At 40.7% G+C, this 23,362-nt stretch carries 24 protein-coding genes and 3 riboswitches; of the genes, 20 read left to right on the forward strand and 4 right to left on the reverse strand.

What is annotated here, in order from left to right:
* Nucleotides 1–33 precede the first annotated feature (33 nt).
* The 11 genes from lctO (at nucleotide 34) to thiE (B7696_RS07780) (ending at nucleotide 9,682) form a co-directional block, all read left to right on the forward strand.
* Entirely contained in the window at nucleotides 34–1,170 is a 1,137-nt protein-coding gene (lctO, locus tag B7696_RS07730; RefSeq protein WP_000120723.1) for an L-lactate oxidase, read from the forward strand.
* A gap of 147 nt (nucleotides 1,171–1,317) precedes the next feature.
* A riboswitch (TPP riboswitch) is annotated at nucleotides 1,318–1,406 on the forward strand.
* A gap of 204 nt (nucleotides 1,407–1,610) precedes the next feature.
* Nucleotides 1,611–2,279, forward strand: coding sequence for a TenA family protein (locus B7696_RS07735; protein WP_084863076.1), 669 nt, complete (start codon nucleotides 1,611–1,613; stop codon nucleotides 2,277–2,279).
* Between the two features lie 276 nt (nucleotides 2,280–2,555).
* Complete coding sequence (gene thiM, locus B7696_RS07740; protein ID WP_060627893.1) at nucleotides 2,556–3,338, forward strand: hydroxyethylthiazole kinase; 783 nt, start codon at nucleotides 2,556–2,558, stop codon at nucleotides 3,336–3,338.
* 1 nt (nucleotide 3,339) lies between these two features.
* Nucleotides 3,340–3,969 (forward strand): thiamine phosphate synthase, encoded by a 630-nt coding sequence (thiE, locus tag B7696_RS07745; RefSeq protein WP_060627895.1) that lies wholly within the window; start codon nucleotides 3,340–3,342, stop codon nucleotides 3,967–3,969.
* Between the two features lie 210 nt (nucleotides 3,970–4,179).
* A riboswitch (TPP riboswitch) is annotated at nucleotides 4,180–4,268 on the forward strand.
* Nucleotides 4,269–4,423: 155 nt separating this feature from the next.
* On the forward strand, nucleotides 4,424–4,984 hold the full coding sequence (locus B7696_RS07750; RefSeq protein ID WP_000915275.1) for an ECF transporter S component: 561 nt from the start codon (nucleotides 4,424–4,426) through the stop codon (nucleotides 4,982–4,984).
* Nucleotides 4,985–6,370, forward strand: a complete 1,386-nt coding sequence (locus B7696_RS07755; protein WP_084863078.1) for an ATP-binding cassette domain-containing protein — start codon at nucleotides 4,985–4,987, stop codon at nucleotides 6,368–6,370.
* A 1-nt stretch (nucleotide 6,371) separates the two neighbouring features.
* A complete protein-coding gene (locus tag B7696_RS07760) occupies nucleotides 6,372–7,022 on the forward strand; it encodes an energy-coupling factor transporter transmembrane component T (RefSeq protein ID WP_084863080.1) in 651 nt (216 codons plus the stop codon).
* Between the two features lie 10 nt (nucleotides 7,023–7,032).
* Nucleotides 7,033–7,725, forward strand: coding sequence for a thiaminase II (tenA, locus tag B7696_RS07765; protein WP_084863082.1), 693 nt, complete (start codon nucleotides 7,033–7,035; stop codon nucleotides 7,723–7,725).
* Between the two features lie 4 nt (nucleotides 7,726–7,729).
* Nucleotides 7,730–8,254: an energy coupling factor transporter S component ThiW gene (gene thiW, locus B7696_RS07770; protein ID WP_084863084.1), complete on the forward strand. Its 525-nt coding sequence runs from the start codon at nucleotides 7,730–7,732 to the stop codon at nucleotides 8,252–8,254.
* Entirely contained in the window at nucleotides 8,254–9,057 is an 804-nt protein-coding gene (gene thiM / locus B7696_RS07775) for a hydroxyethylthiazole kinase (protein ID WP_084863086.1), read from the forward strand. The genes thiW and thiM (B7696_RS07775) overlap by 1 nt, the downstream gene beginning before the upstream one ends.
* Nucleotides 9,050–9,682 (forward strand): thiamine phosphate synthase, encoded by a 633-nt coding sequence (gene thiE / locus B7696_RS07780; RefSeq protein ID WP_084863088.1) that lies wholly within the window; start codon nucleotides 9,050–9,052, stop codon nucleotides 9,680–9,682. Before thiM (B7696_RS07775) ends, thiE (B7696_RS07780) begins: the two co-directional genes overlap by 8 nt.
* A gap of 147 nt (nucleotides 9,683–9,829) precedes the next feature.
* On the opposite strand, the gene thiD is transcribed toward thiE (B7696_RS07780), so the two are convergent.
* A complete protein-coding gene (gene thiD, locus B7696_RS07790) occupies nucleotides 9,830–10,621 on the reverse strand; it encodes a bifunctional hydroxymethylpyrimidine kinase/phosphomethylpyrimidine kinase (protein ID WP_061589844.1) in 792 nt (263 codons plus the stop codon).
* A gap of 83 nt (nucleotides 10,622–10,704) precedes the next feature.
* Nucleotides 10,705–10,802, reverse strand: a riboswitch (TPP riboswitch).
* Between the two features lie 183 nt (nucleotides 10,803–10,985).
* Between thiD and B7696_RS07795 the strand changes: the two genes are divergently transcribed.
* From B7696_RS07795 to B7696_RS07815, 5 genes are all read left to right on the forward strand, one after another.
* Nucleotides 10,986–11,381, forward strand: coding sequence for a CopY/TcrY family copper transport repressor (locus tag B7696_RS07795; RefSeq protein ID WP_084863089.1), 396 nt, complete (start codon nucleotides 10,986–10,988; stop codon nucleotides 11,379–11,381).
* A gap of 10 nt (nucleotides 11,382–11,391) precedes the next feature.
* Nucleotides 11,392–11,763, forward strand: coding sequence for a cupredoxin domain-containing protein (locus B7696_RS07800; RefSeq protein ID WP_000935061.1), 372 nt, complete (start codon nucleotides 11,392–11,394; stop codon nucleotides 11,761–11,763).
* 9 nt (nucleotides 11,764–11,772) lie between these two features.
* The gene (locus B7696_RS07805; RefSeq protein WP_000136345.1) at nucleotides 11,773–14,016 is read left to right on the forward strand and encodes a heavy metal translocating P-type ATPase; all 2,244 of its coding nucleotides are present in this window, start codon (nucleotides 11,773–11,775) and stop codon (nucleotides 14,014–14,016) included.
* A gap of 320 nt (nucleotides 14,017–14,336) precedes the next feature.
* Nucleotides 14,337–16,112, forward strand: a complete 1,776-nt coding sequence (gene spxB / locus B7696_RS07810) for a pyruvate oxidase (protein ID WP_000191819.1) — start codon at nucleotides 14,337–14,339, stop codon at nucleotides 16,110–16,112.
* Between the two features lie 58 nt (nucleotides 16,113–16,170).
* Nucleotides 16,171–16,518 (forward strand): VOC family protein, encoded by a 348-nt coding sequence (locus B7696_RS07815; protein WP_001052638.1) that lies wholly within the window; start codon nucleotides 16,171–16,173, stop codon nucleotides 16,516–16,518.
* Between the two features lie 165 nt (nucleotides 16,519–16,683).
* On the opposite strand, the gene B7696_RS07820 is transcribed toward B7696_RS07815, so the two are convergent.
* A complete protein-coding gene (locus B7696_RS07820; protein ID WP_000913393.1) occupies nucleotides 16,684–17,028 on the reverse strand; it encodes a lipopolysaccharide assembly protein LapA domain-containing protein in 345 nt (114 codons plus the stop codon).
* 326 nt (nucleotides 17,029–17,354) lie between these two features.
* On the opposite strand from B7696_RS07820, the gene B7696_RS07825 reads away from it, so the two are divergent.
* The 3 genes from B7696_RS07825 (at nucleotide 17,355) to manA (ending at nucleotide 20,328) form a co-directional block, all read left to right on the forward strand.
* Entirely contained in the window at nucleotides 17,355–17,615 is a 261-nt protein-coding gene (locus tag B7696_RS07825) for a SemiSWEET family transporter (protein WP_001291472.1), read from the forward strand.
* Between the two features lie 208 nt (nucleotides 17,616–17,823).
* The gene (locus B7696_RS07830) at nucleotides 17,824–19,263 is read left to right on the forward strand and encodes a 6-phospho-beta-glucosidase (RefSeq protein WP_084863091.1); all 1,440 of its coding nucleotides are present in this window, start codon (nucleotides 17,824–17,826) and stop codon (nucleotides 19,261–19,263) included.
* Between the two features lie 120 nt (nucleotides 19,264–19,383).
* Nucleotides 19,384–20,328, forward strand: coding sequence for a mannose-6-phosphate isomerase, class I (manA, locus tag B7696_RS07835; RefSeq protein WP_001294313.1), 945 nt, complete (start codon nucleotides 19,384–19,386; stop codon nucleotides 20,326–20,328).
* A 40-nt stretch (nucleotides 20,329–20,368) separates the two neighbouring features.
* Here manA and B7696_RS07840 read toward each other — a convergent pair whose 3' ends face one another.
* Nucleotides 20,369–21,709 (reverse strand): sodium-dependent transporter, encoded by a 1,341-nt coding sequence (locus B7696_RS07840; RefSeq protein WP_084863517.1) that lies wholly within the window; start codon nucleotides 21,707–21,709, stop codon nucleotides 20,369–20,371.
* Between the two features lie 340 nt (nucleotides 21,710–22,049).
* Here B7696_RS07840 and B7696_RS07845 point away from each other — a divergent pair, with 340 nt between their 5' ends.
* A complete protein-coding gene (locus B7696_RS07845) occupies nucleotides 22,050–22,790 on the forward strand; it encodes a MerR family transcriptional regulator (RefSeq protein ID WP_084863093.1) in 741 nt (246 codons plus the stop codon).
* Between the two features lie 41 nt (nucleotides 22,791–22,831).
* Here the strand turns inward: B7696_RS07845 and B7696_RS07850 are convergent, their stop codons facing one another.
* Nucleotides 22,832–23,353 (reverse strand): DUF1697 domain-containing protein, encoded by a 522-nt coding sequence (locus B7696_RS07850; protein ID WP_061864256.1) that lies wholly within the window; start codon nucleotides 23,351–23,353, stop codon nucleotides 22,832–22,834.
* Between the last annotated feature and the right edge of the window lie 9 nt (nucleotides 23,354–23,362).

Consider the following 23,362-nt stretch of genomic DNA (forward strand, 5'->3'; position numbering starts at 1 on the left):
AAGTAAACGCTTACTTATTAAGGAGGGCATTTTATGTCATACAAAACAAGCAATGCAGAAGGTCATGTAGATTTCATCAATACCTATGATTTGGAACCAATGGCGCAACAGGTTATCCCTAAAGCAGCCTTTGGCTATATCGCTAGTGGGGCGGAAGATACTTTCACTTTACGTGAGAATATCCGTGCCTTTAATCACAAACTCATCGTTCCACATACGCTTTGCAATGTAGAAAATCCAAGTACAGAGATTGAATTTGCAGGTGAAAAATTGTCTTCACCAATCATTATGGCGCCTGTTGCAGCTCATAAATTAGCAAATGAACAGGGTGAAGTGGCTACTGCGCGTGGTGTGCATGAGTTTGGTTCCCTCTATACAACCAGCTCTTACTCTACTGTAGACCTTCCAGAAATTACGGAAGCCCTTCAAGGGACACCTCACTGGTTCCAATTTTACTTTAGTAAAGATGACGGGATTAACCGCCACATCATGGATCGTGTGAAGGCTGAAGGTTATAAAGCGATTGTATTGACAGCAGATGCTACTGTAGGGGGCAATCGTGAGGTGGACAAACGTAATGGTTTTGTCTTCCCAGTTGGCATGCCGATTGTTGAAGAATACCTACCAGAAGGTGCTGGTAAATCAATGGACTTTGTTTACAAATCAGCTAAACAACGCCTATCTCCACGAGATGTAGAATTTATCGCTGAATACTCAGGATTACCAGTTTACGTTAAAGGACCACAATGCCGTGAGGACGTTGAACGTTCACTTGCTGCAGGAGCTTCTGGTATTTGGGTAACCAACCATGGTGGCCGTCAAATCGACGGTGGGCCAGCTGCCTTTGACTCACTTCAAGAAGTAGCAGAAGCAGTTGACAAACGCGTACCAATCGTCTTTGACTCAGGTATTCGTCGTGGTCAACACGTCTTTAAAGCCTTGGCTTCAGGAGCAGACTTGGTAGCTATTGGCCGCCCTGTTATCTATGGTCTGGCTCTTGGCGGTAGTGTCGGTGTGCGTCAAGTCTTTGAACACTTGAATGCGGAATTGAAGACAGTCATGCAATTGTCTGGAACTCAGACCATTGAAGATGTCAAACACTTCAAACTTCGTCACAACCCATACAACCCAACCTTCCCAGTTGACCCACGTGACTTAAAATTGTATTGATAAAACAGCTTGCCTCCACTAAGTGTGGAGGTTTTTGCTTGTGTTTTAATAAAGGAAAATATATCAAAATCTATATAAATATATTTTCCAATCAAAAATCTTGCTAGGGCTTTCATTTTTTGCTATACTGGTGCAGTAATTAAATAATAAAGACATTTGGGGTGCTTTAGGCTGAGATGATACCCATTGAACCTGATACAGTTAAGACTGGCGAAGGGAAATGTGAAACGTTTTTTCGTATGGCGAAATGAACGATCTAATCTTGTAAGTCAACTCTAATTCTTGATTGTAATTGGAGCTTTTTTGTTTATACAAACTGGATAGGCTTGTTTAGGTAGCTCTCTGCAAATGCCCTTGATTTTCTTTAAAAAGGTCAAGTAAAACTAGGATTTTCTTGATGTTTTGTCGATTACGAACGAGTAAAGAGAGGAAAAGTAAATATGGAAACACAAGACTATGCATTTGAGCCAGGTTTGACTGTTGGAGAATTATTAAAAAGCAGTCAGAAGGATTGGCAGGATGCAATCAATCATCGTTTTGTTAAGGAACTTTTTGAGGGGACAATTGAGAATAAGGTCTTAAAAGACTACCTGATTCAAGATTATCACTTCTTTGATGCCTTCTTATCCATGCTGGGTGCTTGCGTAGCCCACGCAGACCAGCTTGAATCCAAGCTTCGTTTTGCCAAGCAATTAGGCTTTCTTGAAGCAGATGAAGACGGTTATTTCCAAAAGGCTTTCAAAGAGTTAAAAGTATCTGAGAATGACTATCTGGAAGTGAACTTGCATCCTGTAACAAAAGCCTTTCAGGATTTAATGTATTCTGCTGTTTCATCATCAGACTATGCCCATCTTTTGGTCATGTTGGTCATTGCAGAAGGTCTCTATTTAGACTGGGGTTCTAAAGATTTAGCTCTACCTGAAGCCTATATTCATTCGGAATGGATCAATCTCCACAGAGGTCCTTTCTTTGCAGAGTGGGTTCAATTTCTGGTTGACGAACTTAATCGTGTCGGAAAAGGTCGAGAAGATTTGACAGAACTTCAGCAACGCTGGAATCAAGCGGTCGCTTTAGAATTAGCCTTTTTTGATATTGGTTATGACGCTTAGAGAAGGTTCAGGATATTGACAAATTTGATGAGGTAATTCTCTTCGAAAATCAAATTCAAACCACGTCAGCTTCACCTTAGATTATATATGTGACTGACTTCGTCAGTCTTATCTACAACCTCAAAGCAGTGCTTTGAGCAGCCTGCGGCTAGCTTCCTAGTTTGCTCTTTGATTTTCATTTAGCATAAATCATTCAATGTAAAAAAATTTCTTAACGAAAGATAGAGATAAATCGAAATCAGTAGATCGTATAAAGTGAAAAGGAAGGATTTCAATATGACAAGTTTAAAATTATTAAAAGAAAAAGCACCTTTGGTCATTTGCATAACCAATGATGTAGTAAAAAATTTCACAGCAAATGGATTAGTAGCACTGGGTGCATCACCAGCCATGAGTGAGTTTCCAGCAGATTTAGAGGATTTGTTAAAGTATGCTGGTGGTTTATTAATAAACATAGGAACATTAACAGATGAAAATTGGAAATTATACCAAGCTGCTCTGAAAATTGCAGAGAAATATAATGTCCCAGCAGTTTTAGATCCTGTAGCCTGTGGAGCAGGAGAATATAGAAAAAAAGTAGCAGATGATCTAATCAACAATTATAAACTAGCAGCGATTAGGGGAAATGCTGGCGAGATTGCCTCTTTAGTAGGGATAAATGTGGCGTCTAAAGGAGTAGATAGTGCGGGAGTAGATAATATTGATGAAATTGCTCTAGCAGCAAATAAGAAGTTCAATATTCCTATAATAGTAACAGGTGAAGTGGATGCTATTGCGGTAAATGGAGAAGTGGTAACGATTCATAATGGTAGTTCCATGATGCCAAAAGTTATTGGGACAGGATGCTTATTAGGGGCAGTGGTAGCAAGCTTTATCGGACTTGAAAAAGGTCAAGAATTGAAATCATTAGAAACTGCAATGTTGGTTTACAATATCGCTGGAGAAATGGCAGCAAAACGTCCAAATGGACATCTTCCTGGAACATTTAAAGTTGAATTTATAAATGCCTTATACGAGATTACAGATGAAGATGTAAAGGAATTCAAAAGAGTGAAGTAAAATGTTTCATAAAGAATTACTAAAACTATATTTTATTTGTGGAACGACTACTTGCCAAGGAAAAGATCTATATACAGTCGTTGAGGAAGCCTTAAAAGGTGGTATAACCTTATTTCAATTCCGTGAAAAAGGGGAGGGAGCCTTAGAAGGTAAAGAAAAAGTCGAATTAGCAATTAAACTACAGGATCTTTGTAAAAAATATAATGTTCCATTTATCGTTAATGATGATATAGATTTGGCAATGGAAATTGACGCTGATGGCGTACATGTAGGACAAGATGACCTCGGTGTTGATGAAATTAGAAAATTGATGCCAGATAAAATAATTGGTCTCTCTATAAAAAACGAGGACGAATTTCAACAATCAAAAGTTGAATATGTAGATTATGTGGGTGTTGGTCCTGTATTTGATACCCAGTCAAAGGGCGATGCTGGTGGTGCTATAGGTTATGAAGGTCTTAAATTGATGAGAAAACTATTGCCACAAATGCCCTTAGTTGCAATTGGTGGGATACAGACGCAACATATTAAAGACATTATGAAGACCAATGTTGACGGTGTTTCAATCATTTCAGCAATATCGTATGCAAAAAATATAGAAAAAACTGTTCGGGAAATGAGTGAACAATAGGTATCTATCCTTGGATTCTGAGTAAGTGGAAGTTTTCCTTTTCTAAAAAGATATGTCCAGATTCAGTTCAAATAGCTAATCTATCAAACAAGACATTTGGTTTTTGCAAAAGAAAGACTTGCTATCTTTGTGAGTGCAAGAGTGTGTTTCCCAGTTCAATTTCTTGAACTAGAATAAATCGTTTGTTATAATATTTATATAATTAAATAATAAAGACATTTGGGGTGCTTTAGGCTGAGATGATACCCATTGAACCTGATACAGTTAAGACTGGCGAAGGGAAATGTGAAATGGTTTTGTATTTATAGAAACTAACCATCTAATCTTGTAAGCTGAACTCTAATTCCTATCTGTAATTAGAGTTTTTTCTTTTACGAAACTGGATGAAGATGATACAAAGCATTTAGGTAGCTCACCTTGAATACCCCACTTTTCTTTAAAAAAGGAGTTTTTTATGTTGAAAAAATGGCAATTAAAAGATGTTATCTTACTTGCTTTCTTGTCTATCTTTTTTGGTGGCGTTTTTGTAGGATCTGGCTATCTGTTTGATATCCTCACTCTGATTTTAGCACCTCTTGGTTTACAGGCCTTTGCCAATGAAATCCTCTTTGGACTCTGGTGTATGGCTGCCCCTATTGCAGCCATCTTTGTTCCAAGAGTCGGAAGTGCAACGATTGGAGAGGTGCTAGCTGCGCTTGCTGAAGTCCTTTATGGTAGCCAATTCGGTCTAGGTGCCCTTTTGTCTGGCTTGGTTCAAGGTTTGGGAAGTGAACTTGGTTTTATCGTAACCAAGAATCGCTATGAAAGTTGGCTCTCTCTAACTGCCAATAGTATTGGGATTACGCTTGTTAGTTTTGTCTATGAATACATTAAGTTAGGTTACTATGCCTTCTCCCTTCCTTTTGTCCTTTCCTTGCTTGTGGTACGTTTTATTTCTGTCTTTTTCTTCTGTACTATCTTGGTTCGTGCCATTGTCAAACTCTATCACCAGTTTGCAGCTGGAGGCAAGGCATAGATGGGGCTGGAACTACGAGCGATTCAGTCACCAATCTTCCCTGAGCCGCTTGATTTTACTTTTCATGCGCAAGCCTTTACCTTGTTAGTTGGGAGCAGTGGTTCAGGAAAATCCAGCCTCTTTCAAATGATTGCCCAAGTCAGTTCTCTTCCCTATAGCGGTCAAGTCCTGATAAATGGGAGCGAGGTCAGTCAGCTTTCTATCATCGAACGTGTCCAGACGGTTGGTATTCTCTTTCAAAATCCCAATCATCAATTTACCATGGAGAACTTGTTTGAGGAGCTGATTTTTACCTTGGAAAATATTGGGCATCCCGTTCAGGAAATTGATTCTAAAATAGCAGATGTGGTTCGACAATGTCGCTGCGAGAAGATCTTGCACCGTCCCATCCATCACTTATCAGGTGGGGAAAAGCAAAAGGCTGCTTTGGCTGTTCTCTTTGCTATGAATCCTAGGGTCTATCTCTTGGATGAGCCCTTCGCTTCCATTGACCGCAAGAGTAGGATAGAGATATTGGAGATTCTAAAAGAGTTGGCCTCTAATGGGAAGACAGTTATTTTGTGCGACCATGATTTATCTGACTATGAAGCCTATATCGACCATATGGTGGAGCTAAGAGACGGACAACTAACGAAAATAAATCAAATCCCTGCCTCTGAAATGACACAGGCTGTTTCAAAGGAGATTGCTTCTAGCCCAGAACTATTCCATATGGATCGAACAACTTGTGAGCTGGATAAGCATCCCCTCTTTTCAATTGCGGATTTCACATTTTACCAAGGGATTTCCTGTATCTTGGGTGATAATGGTGTCGGGAAATCAACCCTCTTTCGATCTATTCTTCAATTTCAAAAGTATAAGGGGCGCATTACCTGGAAGGGGACAGTCCTGAAAAAGAAAAAGAGTTTGTATCGTGACCTGACGGGTGTTGTTCAGGAAGCTGAGAAGCAGTTTATCAGAGTCAGTCTGCGAGAGGAACTGCAATTAGATAGTCCAGACTCTGAAAGAAATCAGCGGATTCTCCAAGCTTTACAATATTTTGATCTGGAGCAGGCATTTGATAAGAGTCCCTATGAATTAAGTGGTGGCCAGCAAAAGATTCTTCAGCTCTTGACCATCTTGACCAGCAAGGCGTCTGTGATTTTGCTAGATGAACCTTTTGCAGGTTTGGATGATAGAGCCTGCCATTATTTTTGCAAGTGGATTGTGGAGGAGAGAAATCAGGGAAGAAGTTTTCTGATCATTAGCCATCGTTTAGATCCCTTGATCTCTGTGGTTGATTATTGGATTGAGATGACTAGTCAGGGTCTCAGTCATGTGAAAAAAGTGACAATTACCAAACCACTCACATCTCAGAGTAGCAATACTCAAGGGGAGGTGAGATAGTATGGTCAAAGTAGCAACCCAGACACCGATTATCAGTCTCTTCTTGCTGATTTTATCCTTGGAAACATCTTTCATTCCTTCGATTGCTCTTAATCTCTCGGTAGTCGCATTTTGTATTCTCTTTATGTTCTATTACCGGCGATTTAAAGTATTGGCTTGGATGATTCTGCTCGCCATTTTGCCATCTTTGGCTAACTACTGGGCAGTTCAGTTACATGGAGATGCTTCGCAGGCAGTCATGCTTGGAACGAGGGCCTTTGTGACAGTTTGTATAGGCCTTGTCTTTGTTTCCTCTATTTCCCTAAAAGAGCTTCTCTTGTACTTGGCTCAAAAGGGGTTATCACGCTCTTGGGCCTATGCCTTGATTGTGGTATTCAATTCCTTCCCACTTATTCAGCAAGAAATCAAGTCCCTCAAGGAAGCTTGCTTATTACGCGGTCAAGAACTACATTTTTGGTCGCCCCTGATTTACAGTAAGGTTTTGATGACGGTCTTTAGATGGCGCCATCTTTATCTGAGAGCTCTATCTGCGCATGGATATGACGAACATGCACAGTTGGAAAATCACTATCGGACCTTTTATATTCCTAAAAAAACAAAATTAATCTACCTGCTGTTCTTTTTATTACTTCAAAGCAGTCTATTTTTATAAAGGAGTTATTATGGAATTTACAGATATTGCGATGGAATTATCCAAGGAAGCTTGGCAGGCTTCCTTTCATCACCCCTTTGTATTACAGTTACAAGAGGGAAATTTAGAACCGTCCATCTTTCGCTATTACTTGATTCAGGATGCCTACTATTTGAAGGCCTTCTCAGAAGCCTATCACCTCTTGGCTGGTAAGACTTCAAACCAAGAGATGAAAAGACTCTTGAAACAAAATGCTCAGAGTCTAGTGGAAGGTGAGTTGTTTATCCGCCAACAATTTTTCAAGGAATTGGAAATCAGCGACCAGGAAATGGAGCAACATCCAATCGCTCCAACTTGTTATCATTATATCTCTCACATTTATCGGCAATTTGCAGAGCCAAACTTGGGTATTGCCTTTGCGAGCTTGCTGCCTTGTCCTTGGCTATATCATGATATAGGCAAATCACTTAATCTTAAACCATCACCAAATCCTCTCTACCAACAATGGATTGAAACTTATATTACGGATGAGTTGGAGCAACAGATTAGAGAGGAAGAGGCTCTGGTCAATCAACTCTATCGAGAAAGTGACGAGACAGACAAGAAAAAAATGCTAGATGCCTTCCACATCAGTGTTCATATGGAAGCTAAGTTTTGGGAAATGGCCTACCAACATCAGACATGGAAAAGCGATTTACAGTCTTTAGAAACAGGAGAAGAATAGAAATATGAGAAAGCACCAATTACAGGTTCACAAATTAACCATTTTATCCATGATGATTGCCCTTGATGTAGTCCTTACGCCTATCTTTCGGATTGAGGGAATGGCACCGATGTCCAGTGTAGTCAATATTCTAGCAGGAATCATGATGGGACCTGTTTATGCCTTGGCTATGGCTACAGTGACAGCCTTTATCCGTATGACGACTCAAGGAATTCCGCCTTTAGCTCTAACAGGAGCGACTTTTGGAGCCCTTCTAGCAGGTCTCTTTTATAAGTACGGTCGAAAATTTCACTATTCTGCTCTCGGAGAGATTTTGGGAACAGGTATTATTGGTTCTATTATTTCCTATCCTGTTATGGTACTCTTTACAGGATCAGCTGCTAAGCTTAGCTGGTTTATCTATACTCCTCGATTTTTCGGAGCAACCTTGATTGGTACAGCGATTTCCTTTATTGCCTTTCGATTTTTAATCAAGCAGGAATTCTTTAAAAAAGTGCAGGGATATTTCTTTGCTGAAAGGATAGACTGATGCAGGAATTGACAAACCCTTTTCCTCTGGAAACAACTTCCCTCATTCACTGTATTACCAATGAGATTTCTTGTGAGATGCTGGCAAATGGCATTTTGGCTCTGGGATCTAAACCAGTTATGGCAGATGATCCCCGTGAGGTTCTTGATTTTACTGAGCAAAGCCAGGCACTCTTCATCAATTTGGGGCATTTGTCAGCTGAGAAGGAAAAAGCAATCCGTATGGCAGCTTCTTATGTAAATCAAGCTTGTCTTCCAATGGTAGTAGATGCGGTTGGCGTAACAGCTTCAGTCATTCGGAAGACTTTAGTTAGAGACCTTTTAGACTATAGACCTACGGTCCTTAAAGGAAACATGTCAGAAATCCGAAGTCTTGTTGGCTTAAAACACCACGGAGTTGGGGTCGATGCGAGTGCTAAAGATCAAGAAACTGATGATTTACTTCAAGTCTTGAAAGACTGGTGTCAGACCTATCCAGGTATGTCATTCTTAGTCACAGGCCCCAAGGACCTTATCGTTTCGAAGAATCAGGTCGCTGTACTGGAAAATGGCTGTGCAGAATTAGACTGGATAACAGGGACAGGAGACTTGGTTGGAGCTTTAACAGCTGTTTTTATCAGCCAAGGAAAAACTGCCTTTGAAGCTTCTTGCTTAGCAGTCTCTTATCTCAATATCTCTGCTGAGAGAATAGTTGTTCAAGGAATGGGATTGGAAGATTTTCGTTACCAAGTACTCAATCAGCTTTCGCTCCTCAAAAGAGATGAAAACTGGCTAGATGCTATCAAAGGAGATGTTTATGAATAGAAAATCACTTAGACTCTATCTAGTAACCAATCGTTACCAAGATTCCTTGGAAAGTTTTCTTGAAAAGGTTGAGACAGCCTGCCGTTCAGGAGTTACCATAGTCCAATTACGAGAAAAAAATCTCACAACCAATCAATATTATCAACTGGCAAAACAAGTCAAGGAAATAACAGATGCCTATCAGGTACCCTTGATCATTGATGATCGTTTGGATGTCTGTCTTTCGGTTGATGCTGCTGGTCTGCATATTGGAGACGATGAACTGCCAGTTTCGGTTGCCCGACAAGTCTTGGGCCCTGAAAAAATACTCGGTGTAACAGCTAAAACGGTAAAAAGAGCCCTCGAGGCAGAAGAAGGGGGAGCAGATTACTTGGGGACAGGAGCCATTTTCCCAACCACGACCAAGGAAAATGCGCCTATCACGCTGATTTCAACCTTGAAGACAATTTGCCAAAGGGTCGACATTCCAGTAGTTGCTATTGGAGGCTTGACGTCAGAGAACATTGACCAACTTATTGGCACTGGAATAGCTGGTATAGCTGTAGTGCGTGATTTGATGCAGGCAGAGGATATAGAGGCAAAAACGCAAGCCTTTTTAACAAAGTTGGATGATATTATTTGTTAATTAATACTCACTGAAAATCAAAGAGCAAACTAGGAAGCTAGCCGCAGGTTGCTCAAAGCACAGCTTTGAGGTTGTAGATAAAGCTGACGTAGTTTGAAGAGTATAAAAACTCTCTAATTCCCTTAAAGTGGGAACTAGAGAGTTTTTTTAATCTTTAAAACTTGTATGGTTGACTGGGCCAGAACCATGACCGAGTTGAGGGGCGTCTTGGATGGCTTTCGTGATAAAGGCCTTGGCCTTATCGACTGCCTGGTAAAGACTTTTGCCCTTGGCTAGTTCAGCCGTAATCACAGCGGCAAAGGTACACCCAGTACCATGGGTATGACAGGTTTGAATTCGTGGGCTTTCCCAGACAAATTGGTCATCCTTGGTAAAGAGGAAATCTTTAGCACCACCTTCGAGATGCCCACCTTTGATGACCACAGACTGAGGACCAAATTCTTTTAAAATCAGGCGACCAGCACGTTGCATGTCTTCAGGATCATGGATTGAAAAACCAACAATCTCTTCTGCCTCAGGAAGATTGGGAGTGATAATGGTTGCAAGTGGAAGCAGGTTTGTTTTTAGGTAGGTTCTGGCACTGGTATCAATCAGGGTGTCTCCGCTTGTTGCGACCATAACAGGGTCAAGGACGTAGGGACAATCCAGCTTTTTAAGATAGGGCTGGATGATTTCCATAATTTCGGTAGTTGCCAACATTCCAGTTTTTACAGCCTGAGGTGGAATATCCGAAAAGACACTCTCCAATTGGGCTTTCAACATTTGATTTGAGACATGTTCGATTAGCTGAACGCCTCTGGTATTTTGAGCGACAAGACTGGTCACAACGGCCATTCCATAGACATCTCTAGCTTGGAACGACTTTAAGTCAGCCATAATGCCAGCACCACCACTAGGGTCAGTACCTGCAATGGTTAAAGCAACGGGTAAATAAGTCATCTAAAACCTCCCAACCAACTGAAGTTTGTATTCTTAAGAACAAGCTAGTCTGTTTTAGAAAGGCAATAGAAGACCGCTAGTCCCCATTGTCATTTCCACTTCCATCAGCTAGCATTACCTAGATTGAGTCAAAGGGTCTAACAGTCGTTAATCTCAGCATTACGCACCCCTAGTGGTTGTTTTCTTTTTTCTTTAGTATAGCATATTTTCATAGTTTATATAGTAAGATTTGACTGCAAATCCTTTATCAAATGGTTAAAATTCTATTTTTCAAAGAAAAGATTAATTTCATAATTGACAAACGTAGATTTTTAGAGTATACTAATAACTGTAATCGACAAATGTAGATTTAGGAGGTGTGATTATGCAGATTTCAGATGCAGAATGGCAGGTCATGAAGATTATTTGGATGCAAGGAGAGCAGACCAGTATGGATTTGATCAGGGTTCTGGCGGAGCGGTTCGACTGGTCCAAGTCAACCATTCAAACTCTTTTGGCTCGTTTGGTTGAGAAAGAGTGTTTGACTCGGAAAAAAGAAGGCAAGTCTTTTGTTTATTCAGCACTTTTAACTTTGGACCAAAGTCGGGATTTACTTGTCCAAGATATCAAGGACAAGGTTTGTTCCCGTAGGATTAAGAACTTGCTGGCTGATTTGATTGCTGAATGTGATTTTACTCAGACTGACTTGGAAGACTTGGAAGCTGTGATTTCTGAGAAGAAATCAAGCGCTGTAACAGAAGTAAAATGTAATTGTATGTAAAGGAGACGTCATGTTAAATAGTATTGTAACCATTATTTGTATTGCCCTTATCGCGTTTATCTTGTTTTGGTTTTTCAAAAAGCCTGAAAAATCTGGACAAAAGGCCCAGCAAAAAAACGGCTACCAAGAGATTCGAGTGGAAGTCATGGGGGGCTATACGCCTGAGTTGATTATCCTCAAGAAATCAGTGCCAGCCCGCATTGTCTTTGACCGTAAGGATCCTTCACCCTGTCTGGACCAAATTGTTTTTCCAGATTTTGGTGTACATGCGGACCTGCCAATGGGTGAAGAGTATGTAGTGGAAATCACGCCTGAGCAGGCTGGAGAGTATGGTTTCTCTTGTGGCATGAATATGATGCACGGTAAGATGATTGTAGAATAGGAGAATGATATGACTGAAATTGTAAAAGCAAGTCTTGAAAATGGTGTTCAAAAAATCCGTATCACGGCAGACAAAGGCTACCATCCAGCCCACATTCAACTGCAAAAAGGAGTTCCTGCTGAGATCACCTTTCACCGTTTGACACCTTCAAACTGTTATAAGGAAATTCTGTTTGAAGAAGAAGGCCTCTTGGAACCAATCGGCGTGGATGAAGAGAAGACAATTCGTTTTACCCCTCAAGAATTAGGTCAACATGAATTTTCTTGTGGTATGAAGATGCAAAAGGGAAGTTATACAGTTGTTGAGAAGACTCGAAAATCTCTATCACTTTTACAGCGTTTTTGGATTACTAGTATCTTTACTGTGCCTCTTGTAATCCTCATGATTGGGATGTCGACAGGAGGAATTAGTCACCAAGTCATGCGTTGGGGCACCTTTTTAGCCACAACACCGATTATGCTAGTAGCAGGTGGTCCTTATATCCAAAGTGCTTGGGCTAGTTTTAAAAAGCACAATGCCAACATGGATACCTTGGTTGCTCTGGGAACCCTAGTGGCCTATTTCTATAGCTTAGTTGCCCTCTTCGCTGGCCTCCCCGTTTACTTTGAAAGTGCTGCCTTTATCTTCTTCTTCGTTCTTATGGGGGCCGTTTTTGAGGAGAAAATGCGGAAAAATACTTCCCAAGCTGTGGAGAAATTACTTGACTTGCAGGCTAAAACAGCAGAAGTATTGCGTGAGGATAACTATGTTCAAGTCCCTTTGGAGCAAGTCAAGGTAGGTGACCTGATTCGAGTGCGTCCCGGTGAAAAGATTGCGGTTGATGGTGTCGTAGTAGAAGGTATCTCTAGTATTGATGAGTCTATGGTGACAGGTGAGAGTCTGCCTGTGGACAAGACAGTTGGAGATACCGTCATTGGTTCAACCATCAATAATAGTGGAACACTTGTTTTTAGAGCAGAAAAAGTTGGTTCAGAGACTGTTTTGGCTCAGATTGTGGATTTTGTGAAGAAAGCTCAGACAAGTCGTGCGCCGATTCAGGACTTGACGGATAAAATTTCAGGGATTTTTGTTCCAGCAGTTGTCATTTTAGGGATTGTGACCTTTTGGGTTTGGTTCGTCTTGCTCAGGGATAGTGTAGTTGTGCTTGGAGCGAGCTTTGTGTCTTCGCTTCTCTATGGAGTAGCAGTTCTGATTATTGCCTGCCCTTGTGCATTGGGACTTGCAACACCGACAGCCCTTATGGTGGGGACAGGTCGCAGTGCCAAGATGGGAGTTCTCCTCAAAAATGGAACGGTTCTACAGGAAATCCAGAAAGTCCAAACTATTGTTTTTGATAAGACAGGAACTTTGACGGAAGGGAAACCTGTGGTCACAGATATCATCGGCGACGAAGTAGAAGTGCTTGGATTGGCAGCTTCCTTGGAAGAAGCTTCTCAACACCCATTGGCTGAGGCTATTGTTAAGCGAGCGACTGAAACTGGACTTGAGCTTCACACTGTGGAAAATTTCCAAGCCTTGCACGGAAAAGGTGTTTCAGGGCAAATCAATGGAAAACAAGTTTTGCTTGGAAATGCTAAAATGCTGGATGGCATGGATATTTCTAGCACTTATCAGGAAAAACTAGAACAACTGGAAAAAGAAGCTAAGACAGTTGTGTTCTTGGCTGTTGAGAATGAAATCAAAGGCTTGCTTGCTCTGCAAGATATTCCTAAGGAAAATGCTAAGCTTGCCATCAGTCAGTTGAAAAAACGAGGTCTTAAAACAGTCATGCTGACAGGAGACAATGCTGGTGTGGCGCGTGCCATTGCCGATCAGATCGGAATCGAAGAGGTCATTGCAGGTGTCTTGCCAGAGGAAAAAGCTCATGAAATCCATAAACTACAAGCGTCTGGCAAAGTAGCCTTTGTTGGGGATGGTATCAATGACGCTCCTGCCCTTAGTGTAGCAGATGTGGGGATTGCTATGGGAGCTGGAACAGATATTGCCATCGAGTCAGCAGATTTGGTGTTGACAACTAATAACCTCCTAGGAGTGGTTCGTGCTTTTGACATGAGTAAGAAAACCTTTAATCGAATTCTGCTCAATCTTTTCTGGGCCTTTATCTACAATGTCGCCGGAATTCCGATTGCAGCAGGAGTCTTTTCAGGTGTTGGACTGGCTCTCAACCCAGAACTGGCAGGTCTAGCCATGGCCTTTAGTTCTGTATCCGTTCTGACCAGTTCACTCTTACTAAACTTTAGTAAAATAGACTAAAAGCGGGCTTGCTCGCTTTTTATACTCTTCAAAAATCTCTTCCAACCACGTCAGCTTTGTCTGCAACCTCAAAGCTGTGCTTTGAGCAACCTGCGGCGAGCTTCCTAGTTTGCTCTGTGATTTTCATTGAGTATTATAAAACAGAAGCTAAAAACGTTTTCAAACTGTACTGTAATAGAGAATAAAAACTTCTGAGCAGATTCTTAGTAAAGTCAAAATAAATGTGATAAATTAGTAGTGTAAAATTTACTGAAACGTTTTCAAGAATTATATGAAACTTTTTTAGTAGATTTAAAAATATTTGAAGGAGAGTTATCATTATGACTCAAGGGAAAATTACTGCATCTGCAGCAATGCTTAATGTATTGAAAACATGGGGCGTAGACACAATCTACGGTATCCCATCAGGAACACTCAGCTCATTGATGGACGCTTTGGCTGAAGACAAAGATATCCGTTTCTTGCAAGTTCGCCACGAAGAAACAGGTGCTCTTGCAGCGGTTATGCAAGCTAAATTCGGCGGCTCAATCGGGGTTGCAGTTGGTTCAGGTGGTCCAGGTGCGACTCACTTGATTAACGGTGTTTACGATGCAGCTATGGATAACACTCCATTCCTAGCAATCCTTGGATCACGTCCAGTTAACGAATTGAACATGGATGCTTTCCAAGAATTGAACCAAAACCCAATGTACAACGGTATCGCTGTATATAACAAACGTGTAGCTTACGCTGAGCAATTGCCAAAAGTTATTGACGAAGCTTGCCGTGCTGCAGTTTCTAAAAAAGGTCCAGCTGTTGTTGAAATCCCAGTAAACTTCGGTTTCCAAGAAATTGACGAAAACTCATACTACGGTTCAGGTTCATACGAACGCTCATTCATCGCTCCTGCTTTGAACGAAGTTGAAATCGACAAAGCTGTTGAAATCTTGAACAATGCTGAACGTCCAGTTATCTATGCTGGTTACGGTGGTGTTAAAGCTGGTGAAGTGATTACTGAATTGTCACGTAAAATCAAAGCACCAATCATCACAACTGGTAAAAACTTTGAAGCCTTTGAATGGAACTATGAAGGTTTGACAGGTTCTGCTTACCGTGTTGGTTGGAAGCCAGCCAACGAAGTGGTCTTTGAAGCAGACACAGTTCTTTTCCTTGGTTCAAACTTCCCATTTGCTGAAGTTTACCAAGCATTCAAGAATACTGAAAAATTCATCCAAGTGGATATCGACCCTTACAAACTTGGTAAACGTCATGCCCTAGACGCTTCAATCCTTGGTGATGCAGGTCAAGCAGCTAAAGCTATCCTTGACAAAGTGAACCCAGTTGAATCTACTCCATGGTGGCGTGCAAACGTTAAGAACAACCAAAACTGGCGTGATTACATGAACAAAATCGAAGGTAAAACTGAGGGTGAATTGCAATTGTATCAAGTTTACAATGCAATCAACAAACATGCTGATCAAGACGCTATCTACTCAATCGACGTAGGTGACACTACTCAAACATCTACTCGTCACCTTCACATGACACCTAAGAACATGTGGCGTACATCTCCACTCTTTGCGACAATGGGTATTGCCCTTCCTGGTGGTATCGCTGCTAAGAAAGACAATCCAGATCGCCAAGTATGGAACATCATGGGTGACGGTGCATTCAACATGTGCTACCCAGACGTTATCACAAACGTTCAATACGACCTTCCAGTTATCAACGTTGTCTTCTCAAATGGTAAATATGCCTTCATCAAGGACAAATACGAAGACACAAACAAACACTTGTTTGGTTGTGACTTCCCTAATGCTGACTATGCGAAAATCGCTGAAGCTCAAGGTGCTGTAGGATTTACAGTTGACCGTATCGAAGACATCGATGCAGTTGTTGCAGAAGCTGTTAAACTCAACAAAGAAGGTAAAACTGTTGTGATCGATGCTCGCATCACTCCACACCGTCCACTTCCAGTAGAAGTACTTGAATTGGATCCAAAACTTCACTCAGAAGAAGCAATCAAAGACTTCAAGGAAAAATACGAAGCAGAAGAACTCGTACCATTCCGCCTCTTCTTGGAAGAAGAAGGATTGCAATCACGCGCAATTAAATAATTCCTTCGTGGAACTTAAAAAGATCGGAGCAATCCGGTCTTTTTATGGAGGATAGTAAATGAATTTAAATCAATTAGATATTATCGTTTCAGATGTTCCCCAAGTCTGTGCTGACTTGGAGCGTATTTTGGATAAAAAGCCCGATTATGTTGATGACAGTTTTGCTCAGTTTACGATTGGCAGTCACTGTCTGATGTTGTCCCAAAATCATTTGATTCCTTTGGAAGATTTTCAGTCAGGAATCATTCTTCATATCGAGGTTGAGGATGTAGACCAGAATTACCAACGGTTGAAAGAACTTGGTATCCAGGTTTTAAACGGACCAACTGTAACCGATTGGGGAACAGAGTCCTTATTAGTTAAAGGGCCTGCTGGTCTAGTGATTGATTTTTATCGTATGAAGTAGGTAATTCTATTATCAAATTTTTTATCTAAACATTCTTGGAGTGAAACTTAAAAAGATCGGAGCAATTCGATCTTTTTTGTATTTATGCGACTTTCAGTCCGTCTCGCTCCGTTAGGTGCGAGACAAAAAACCACCCGTTTTCACGGGTGGTTATGATTTCTACACTTATTGTTTGGCTTCCTGTTTTAATTGTTGCACCTGTTCCTCGTACTGGACAAGCTCCCTGTCTTTTATATTGATAGTCGCTTCTGCTTCAGCAATGCGGCTTCTCAGATCTTGAGTCTTGTTATGGTGATAGCTAATACCAATAGCACTACCAGCAATGATCCCGATTACTAGACAAGTAAAAATCACCAAAATCAAGGGAGCAGATAGTTGTGTAAAGACAAGACTGACAGTTACTGTTTGACGATTGAGTAGACCAAATGAGATCACAATGACTAATAAGCTCAAACCGCCAATTAGATAAGCCTTATCTTTCAGTGACAATTCATTAAATTTTTTTAGCATAAGTTCCTTTTCTCCTGACTATGTTGATAGAAAACTACACACCATTTAGGTATTAACAAAATTCATTTTACTAGAAAATTTCGATACTGTCAATAATTTCTAACGGCTTATTTACCATCAATCAATCGATTCATTGAAAAGGAGTATTCATTTTCTAATATTTGATTGAGTAAACAGAACGGAGCAATTCGGTCTTTTTTCTGTTCCCTCTTTCTTATAACAAGATTGTGATAGTTTATATCTTTATAACAAAAGTTTTAAAGACTTGATTGTTTTGAAAGAATATTTTAAAATAAGATTCAGTAAAAATGAAAGAGGTTTTGAAAATGTCTGAAAAACAAATGAAAATTTTAGGTTGGGTAGCGACCTTTATGTCTGTTATGATGTATGTGTCTTACTTCCCACAAATCATGAACAATCTGGCTGGTCAAAAAGGAAATTTCATCCAGCCCTTGGTTGCTGCCATCAACTGTAGTCTCTGGGTTTACTACGGTCTTTTCAAAAAAGAAAGAGATATCCCCCTTGCAGCAGCTAATGCACCAGGTATTATTTTTGGCCTAGTGACGGTTATTACAGCTTTGATTTAAAAGGAACAGAGGAGACTAGTTTTCAGTCTTCTTTTTTGTTTCAGGGGAGGCTATTTACTTTTTCTAGAGGATAATTTTTTAAAAAACAATCTGATAAACTTAAATAGTAGAATAGTATCAGTATGTCACAGTATTTTATAAGAAAAGGTTTACAGAATAAGTTATAATATAAGTAAATGAACAAGCAAATAAGAAAGTGAGTAGAGTTATGACCGAAAAACTGACTTTTCCGGATGGTTTCTTGTGGGGCGGAGCGACAGCTGCCAACCAGTGTGAGGGTGCTTATAATTTAGAAGGTCGTGGATTGGCGAATGTGGATGTCGTCCCCATCGGTCCAGATCGTGAAGCCATTATCACAGGTCAGAAAAAGATGTTTTCGTTTGAGGAGGGTTATTTTTACCCAGCCAAAGAAGCCATTGATATGTACCATCATTACAAGGAAGATATTGCTCTTTTTGCGGAAATGGGCTTTAAGACTTATCGTCTATCCATTGCTTGGACTCGGATTTTTCCTAAGGGTGACGAAACCGAGCCAAATGAAGCTGGTCTAGCCTTTTATGAGGATTTGTTTAAGGAATGTCATAAGTATGGAATTCAACCTCTGGTAACCATTACTCATTTCGACTGTCCTATGCACTTGATTGAAGAGTACGGTGGATGGCGTAATCGTCGGATGTTAGACTTCTATGAAAAACTTTGTCGCACACTCTTTACCCGCTATAAGGGTTTGGTCAAATATTGGCTTACCTTTAACGAAATCAACATGATTCTCCATGCCCCTTTTATGGGAGCTGGGCTCTGTTTTGAAGAAGGAGAAAATCAAGAACTGGTTAAATATCAGGCTGCACACTATGAGTTGGTAGCTTCAGCTCTTGCGACAAAGATTGCCCACGAAATTGACCCAGAAAATAAGGTGGGATGTATGTTGGCTGCAGGGCAATACTATCCTAACACAGCCCATCCAAGAGACTACTGGGCAGCCATGGAGGAAGACCGCAAGAGTTACTTCTTCATTGATGTTCAAGCGCGTGGGGAATACCCAAACTACGCCAAGAAGCAGTGGGAGCGTGAGCGAATCGAGATTCAAATGACTGCAGAAGATTTAGAGTTGTTGAAGAATCATACTGTTGACTTTGTTTCCTTCTCTTACTATGCGAGCCGAGTGGCCTCAGGGGATCCAGAAGTGAGGAATATGACCGCTGGAAATGTCTTTGCCTCTATCAAAAATCCTTATCTGGAATCCTCTGAATGGGGTTGGCAGATTGACCCATTGGGACTTCGTATCACCCTCAATGCCATCTGGGATCGTTACCAAAAACCTATGTTCATCGTAGAAAATGGACTCGGTGTTATAGACACGCCAGATGAAAATGGCTATGTAGCGGATGACTATCGAATTGCTTATTTAGAGGCCCACATCAAGGCTATGCGAGATGCCATTTACCAAGATGGGGTTGACTTGCTCGGTTATACGACTTGGGGATGTATCGATTTGGTTTCAGCTGGAACGGGCGAAATGAACAAGCGCTATGGCTTTATCTATGTGGATCGAGATAATGCGAGTCAAGGAAGTCTCAAACGGAGCAAGAAGAAATCCTTCTACTGGTACAAGGATGTCATTGCCAGCAATGGTGCAAGTATTGAGTAGAGCACATTTGTTCACTATTTTTATAAAATCTTCTCTCTACTTTATATAATAGGAAAAAGAGTTCAATTAGACCTGGCTTTTTGCTATAATGAGGGGAGAAAAATCAGACAGGAGAATAAGATGTCAGAACCATTATTTTTACAATCAGTTATGCAAGAAAAAATCTGGGGTGGAACCAAGCTACGTGATGAGTTTGGCTACGACATCCCAAGTGAAAAAATCGGAGAATACTGGGCCATCTCAGCTCATCCAAATGGAGTCTCTAAAGTTTCCAATGGTCGTTACGAGGGAACAGACCTAGCTACTTTGTATGCAGAACACCGTGAATTGTTTGGCAATCGTCCAGAACCTGTATTTCCGCTTTTGACTAAGATTCTGGATGCCAACGACTGGCTCAGCGTCCAAGTTCACCCAGATGATGCTTATGGACTGGAGCATGAAGGCGAACTTGGAAAAACAGAATGCTGGTACATTATCGCAGCGGATGAAGGTTCAGAGATTATCTACGGTCACAATGCTAAGTCAAAAGAAGAACTCCGCCAGCAAATCGAGGATAAAAACTGGGAGGACTTGCTGACAAAAGTTCCTGTTAAGGCTGGAGATTTCTTCTATGTGCCAAGTGGCACCATGCATGCTATCGGGGCAGGCATCTTGATTCTTGAAACCCAACAGTCTAGTGATACAACTTACCGCGTCTATGACTTTGACCGTAAGGATGATAATGGCAACTTGCGTGAACTTCACCTTGAAAAATCTATCGATGTTTTGAACATTGGAGAGCCTGCCAATAGCCGTCCTGTAACTGTTAAAGCAGATGATTTGCGTTCCACTCTCCTTGTATCTAATGATTTCTTTGTAGTTTACAAGTGGGAAATCACTGGAAAAGTTGATTTTGAGAAGACAGCTGATTACACCTTATTCAGTGTCTTAGCTGGTCAAGGTCAGCTAACTGTTGACGGAAAAAACTATCCAATCCAAAAAGGCAGCCACTTTATCCTACCAAGTGATGTTGAAGCTTGGATTCTGGAAGGGCAAGGTTTGGAATTGATTGTTAGTCATCCATAAAAAAGAAAGGGCCTGAGTTCATTACTCAAGTCCTTTTTGATTACATAAATTGGGCGATAAAGACCACGATGATGATGATAGGAATGATAAAACGAAGAAGGAAGAGCCAGATTTGGAACAGTCCCTGTTTCCATGCTTTTTCATCGAGATGAAGTTCCTCCATTGCAAGAGCCTTTTTAAAGATATAGCCTGTAAAAAGTGAAAGGCAGAGAGCTCCAAATGGCATAAGGAGATTGGAAACCAAGAAGTCCATAGCATCAAAGAAGGTCTTCCCAAAAATATGAACATCTGCCATAATACCGTAAGATAGGGCTGAAGGGATTCCAAAGACAAAGGTCAAAATTCCTAAAATAACACTCCATTTGGCACGCTTGCTGTTGTCCTGATTGGTGATATTGCCTACATTGATTTCCAACATAACGACAGAAGAAGTGACCGTCGCAAAGAGGAAGAGCATGAGGAAGAGGATGTAGAAAATGGTTCCAAAAGGCATCTTGTCAAAGAGCTGAGGCAAGACGATAAAGAGCAGGCTCGGTCCCCCTTCAGATTGGATATTGAAGGCTGACATGGCTGGGAAAATGGCTAGACCCGCCATGATAGATACTGAAATATTCATGGCTACGATGGAAATCCCTGACTGGACTAGATTGGTTTTTTTGTCCAAATAAGAAGCATATGTCAGCATGGCTGTAACCCCTAGTGAGAGGGCAAAGAAAGATTGTCCCAGAGCATAGAGGAGACCAGCACTTGTCAGCTTAGAGAAGTCTGGTTTTAGGAAGTAAAGAACCCCTTCCATGGCATTTGGCAAACTGAGAGAGCGCCCAATGATGACAACAAAGATGATAAAGAGCAGGGGCATCATGACTTTCGAAGCTCTTTCAATCCCTTTTTGAACCCCACGTGATACAATAAAGATATTCAATAAGATAAAGGCCGCTTGAGCTCCTAGGGCAATGGCTGGATTTGAAATGATTGAAGTAAATAACTGAGCATAATCACCCGTTCCACCAAGTTGGAACAATTTTCCAAACTCAATGCCTAGATAGACTAAAATCCAGCCACCAATAACACTGTAAAACGATAAAAGGATAAAAAGGGCAAAGGCACCAATCCAACCGATAAAGTTGTACTTGCTATTCTTGCCCAGTTTTCCAAAGGTTTTGATAGCTGAGACACCAGCACTTCGGCCGAGGGCAAACTCAGCTAGCAAAAGGGGAAAACCGATTAGAATAGTGGAGATGAGAAAGACTAGTAAAAAGCCTCCTCCACCGTTAGCAGCAGTCATGTAAGGGAATTTCCAAACGGCACCAAGTCCGATGGCTGAACCAGCAGATGCTAGGATAAAGCCCAGTTTAGAACCCCATTGCGATTTTTCAGACATAGTTAAACTCCTAAAATTAGTATTACAAAAGAAAAAGCTACTGCCCTTGGCAAATAGCCTCATCAGTACTCAAAATGAGCCTTTCTTTCGATTGATAGACTTGACTATCCTATCATGTTTTCTAAGGTCTGTCAAGAAAACCATTTTCATGTTATGATAAAGTAAAAAATTTCGCAAAAACGCTTGACTCTGACCTAAGGGGAGGGGTTATACTATCAATGTAATACTCTTCGAAAATCAAATTCAAACCACGTCAGCGTCGCCTTACCGTACTCAAGTACAGCCTGCGGCTAGCTTCCTAGTTTGCTCTTTGATTTTCATTGAGTATAAGGAGGAAATCATGTACCATATAAAAGAAGCTGCGCAGCTTTCGGGCGTCTCTGTCAAGACCCTACACCACTACGATAAGATAGGACTTTTGGTTCCTTTAAAGTCGGAAAATGGCTATCGAACCTATAGTCAGGAGGATTTGGAACGCCTTCAGGTTATTCTTTATTACAAATATCTAGGTTTTTCTTTAGAAAAAATAGCAGAGCTATTAAAGGAAGAAAGGACAGATTTATTGCCCCATCTGACCAGACAGTTGGACTATTTGACTCGAGAAAGGGAACATCTGGATACCTTGATTTCAACCTTGCAAAAAACCATTAAAGAACAAAAAGGAGAAAGAGAAATGAGCATTCAAGAGAAATTTGCTGGATTTAACTACCAAGACCATCAAAAATACCACCAAGAGGCGGTAGAGAAATATGGACAAGAAGTCATGGACCAAGCGCTGGAGCGCCAAAAAGGTCACGAAGACGAAGCTACGGCTGCCTTCAACCAAGTTTTTCGAGCCTTGTCACAAAATCTTCAAGCTGGTCTACCTGTAACAGCAACCGAAAATCAAGAAGAAGCCGCTAAACTCTTGCAAGCCATCCGTACTTATGGATTTGACTGCTCTATTGAGGTATTTGGTTATATCGGTAAAGGCTACGTCTACAACCCAGAATTTAAGGAAAACATTGACAAATTTGGACCTGGAACAGCCCAGTACACATCAGATGTGATTGCCTATTATGTCCAAACTCAGACAAAATAAAATCGGAGGAGCATTCTTCCGATTTTTACTAAATTCAAGCACTATTTGCTTAATAATTTTTCTACCACATTTAGTTTTCGCATGGTCAAATCTACATTAAAAAGCTTTTCAAGATAGTTGGTATGGAGTTTCTTTTGTTTAGCAGTTCTAGGGAGATAGAGGTAAAGGCAGTGGTTACCAATACAAATTTCTTCTTCACCGTAATCAATTTTCAATTTGTCTAAAGGGAGGCTTTGAATAGATTCTTGATAAAAAATCACGTGTATACGGTCATAAAGATAGTGTTCTCCAAAAGGGTTTTCTTGGACAATTTTTTTAAAATCACTTTTGTTCTTGATAACCATTTTTAAGTCGGCCCCAATTTTTTCCTTTATCAGAGTATGAACACATTCTCGTATTTCTTCTAAATCTAAATCACTTTCAAGAATGATATTCCCACTTTGAATATAGGTTCGAACTTGTTGAAAACCGGCTTCTGTTAAGATATCTACTAGATAAGACATTTTAGGGATAGCATTTTTTCCATTAGGAGTAACTCCCCTTAACAAGATAATATGTTCCAAAGGACTTCC

This window comes from Streptococcus mitis (genome assembly GCF_002096815.1).
GTDB lineage: Bacteria > Bacillota > Bacilli > Lactobacillales > Streptococcaceae > Streptococcus > Streptococcus mitis_AD.

Coding starts and splice junctions, on each gene's coding strand:
- lctO (WP_000120723.1), top strand. CDS start 34: ATGTCATACAAAACAAGCAATGCAGAAGGTCATGTAGATTTCATCAAT.
- B7696_RS07735 (WP_084863076.1), top strand. CDS start 1,611: ATGGAAACACAAGACTATGCATTTGAGCCAGGTTTGACTGTTGGAGAA.
- thiM (WP_060627893.1), top strand. CDS start 2,556: ATGACAAGTTTAAAATTATTAAAAGAAAAAGCACCTTTGGTCATTTGC.
- thiE (WP_060627895.1), top strand. CDS start 3,340: ATGTTTCATAAAGAATTACTAAAACTATATTTTATTTGTGGAACGACT.
- B7696_RS07750 (WP_000915275.1), top strand. CDS start 4,424: ATGTTGAAAAAATGGCAATTAAAAGATGTTATCTTACTTGCTTTCTTG.
- B7696_RS07755 (WP_084863078.1), top strand. CDS start 4,985: ATGGGGCTGGAACTACGAGCGATTCAGTCACCAATCTTCCCTGAGCCG.
- B7696_RS07760 (WP_084863080.1), top strand. CDS start 6,372: ATGGTCAAAGTAGCAACCCAGACACCGATTATCAGTCTCTTCTTGCTG.
- tenA (WP_084863082.1), top strand. CDS start 7,033: ATGGAATTTACAGATATTGCGATGGAATTATCCAAGGAAGCTTGGCAG.
- thiW (WP_084863084.1), top strand. CDS start 7,730: ATGAGAAAGCACCAATTACAGGTTCACAAATTAACCATTTTATCCATG.
- thiM (WP_084863086.1), top strand. CDS start 8,254: ATGCAGGAATTGACAAACCCTTTTCCTCTGGAAACAACTTCCCTCATT.
- thiE (WP_084863088.1), top strand. CDS start 9,050: ATGAATAGAAAATCACTTAGACTCTATCTAGTAACCAATCGTTACCAA.
- thiD (WP_061589844.1), bottom strand. CDS start 10,621: ATGACTTATTTACCCGTTGCTTTAACCATTGCAGGTACTGACCCTAGT.
- B7696_RS07795 (WP_084863089.1), top strand. CDS start 10,986: ATGCAGATTTCAGATGCAGAATGGCAGGTCATGAAGATTATTTGGATG.
- B7696_RS07800 (WP_000935061.1), top strand. CDS start 11,392: ATGTTAAATAGTATTGTAACCATTATTTGTATTGCCCTTATCGCGTTT.
- B7696_RS07805 (WP_000136345.1), top strand. CDS start 11,773: ATGACTGAAATTGTAAAAGCAAGTCTTGAAAATGGTGTTCAAAAAATC.
- spxB (WP_000191819.1), top strand. CDS start 14,337: ATGACTCAAGGGAAAATTACTGCATCTGCAGCAATGCTTAATGTATTG.
- B7696_RS07815 (WP_001052638.1), top strand. CDS start 16,171: ATGAATTTAAATCAATTAGATATTATCGTTTCAGATGTTCCCCAAGTC.
- B7696_RS07820 (WP_000913393.1), bottom strand. CDS start 17,028: ATGCTAAAAAAATTTAATGAATTGTCACTGAAAGATAAGGCTTATCTA.
- B7696_RS07825 (WP_001291472.1), top strand. CDS start 17,355: ATGTCTGAAAAACAAATGAAAATTTTAGGTTGGGTAGCGACCTTTATG.
- B7696_RS07830 (WP_084863091.1), top strand. CDS start 17,824: ATGACCGAAAAACTGACTTTTCCGGATGGTTTCTTGTGGGGCGGAGCG.
- manA (WP_001294313.1), top strand. CDS start 19,384: ATGTCAGAACCATTATTTTTACAATCAGTTATGCAAGAAAAAATCTGG.
- B7696_RS07840 (WP_084863517.1), bottom strand. CDS start 21,709: ATGTCTGAAAAATCGCAATGGGGTTCTAAACTGGGCTTTATCCTAGCA.
- B7696_RS07845 (WP_084863093.1), top strand. CDS start 22,050: ATGTACCATATAAAAGAAGCTGCGCAGCTTTCGGGCGTCTCTGTCAAG.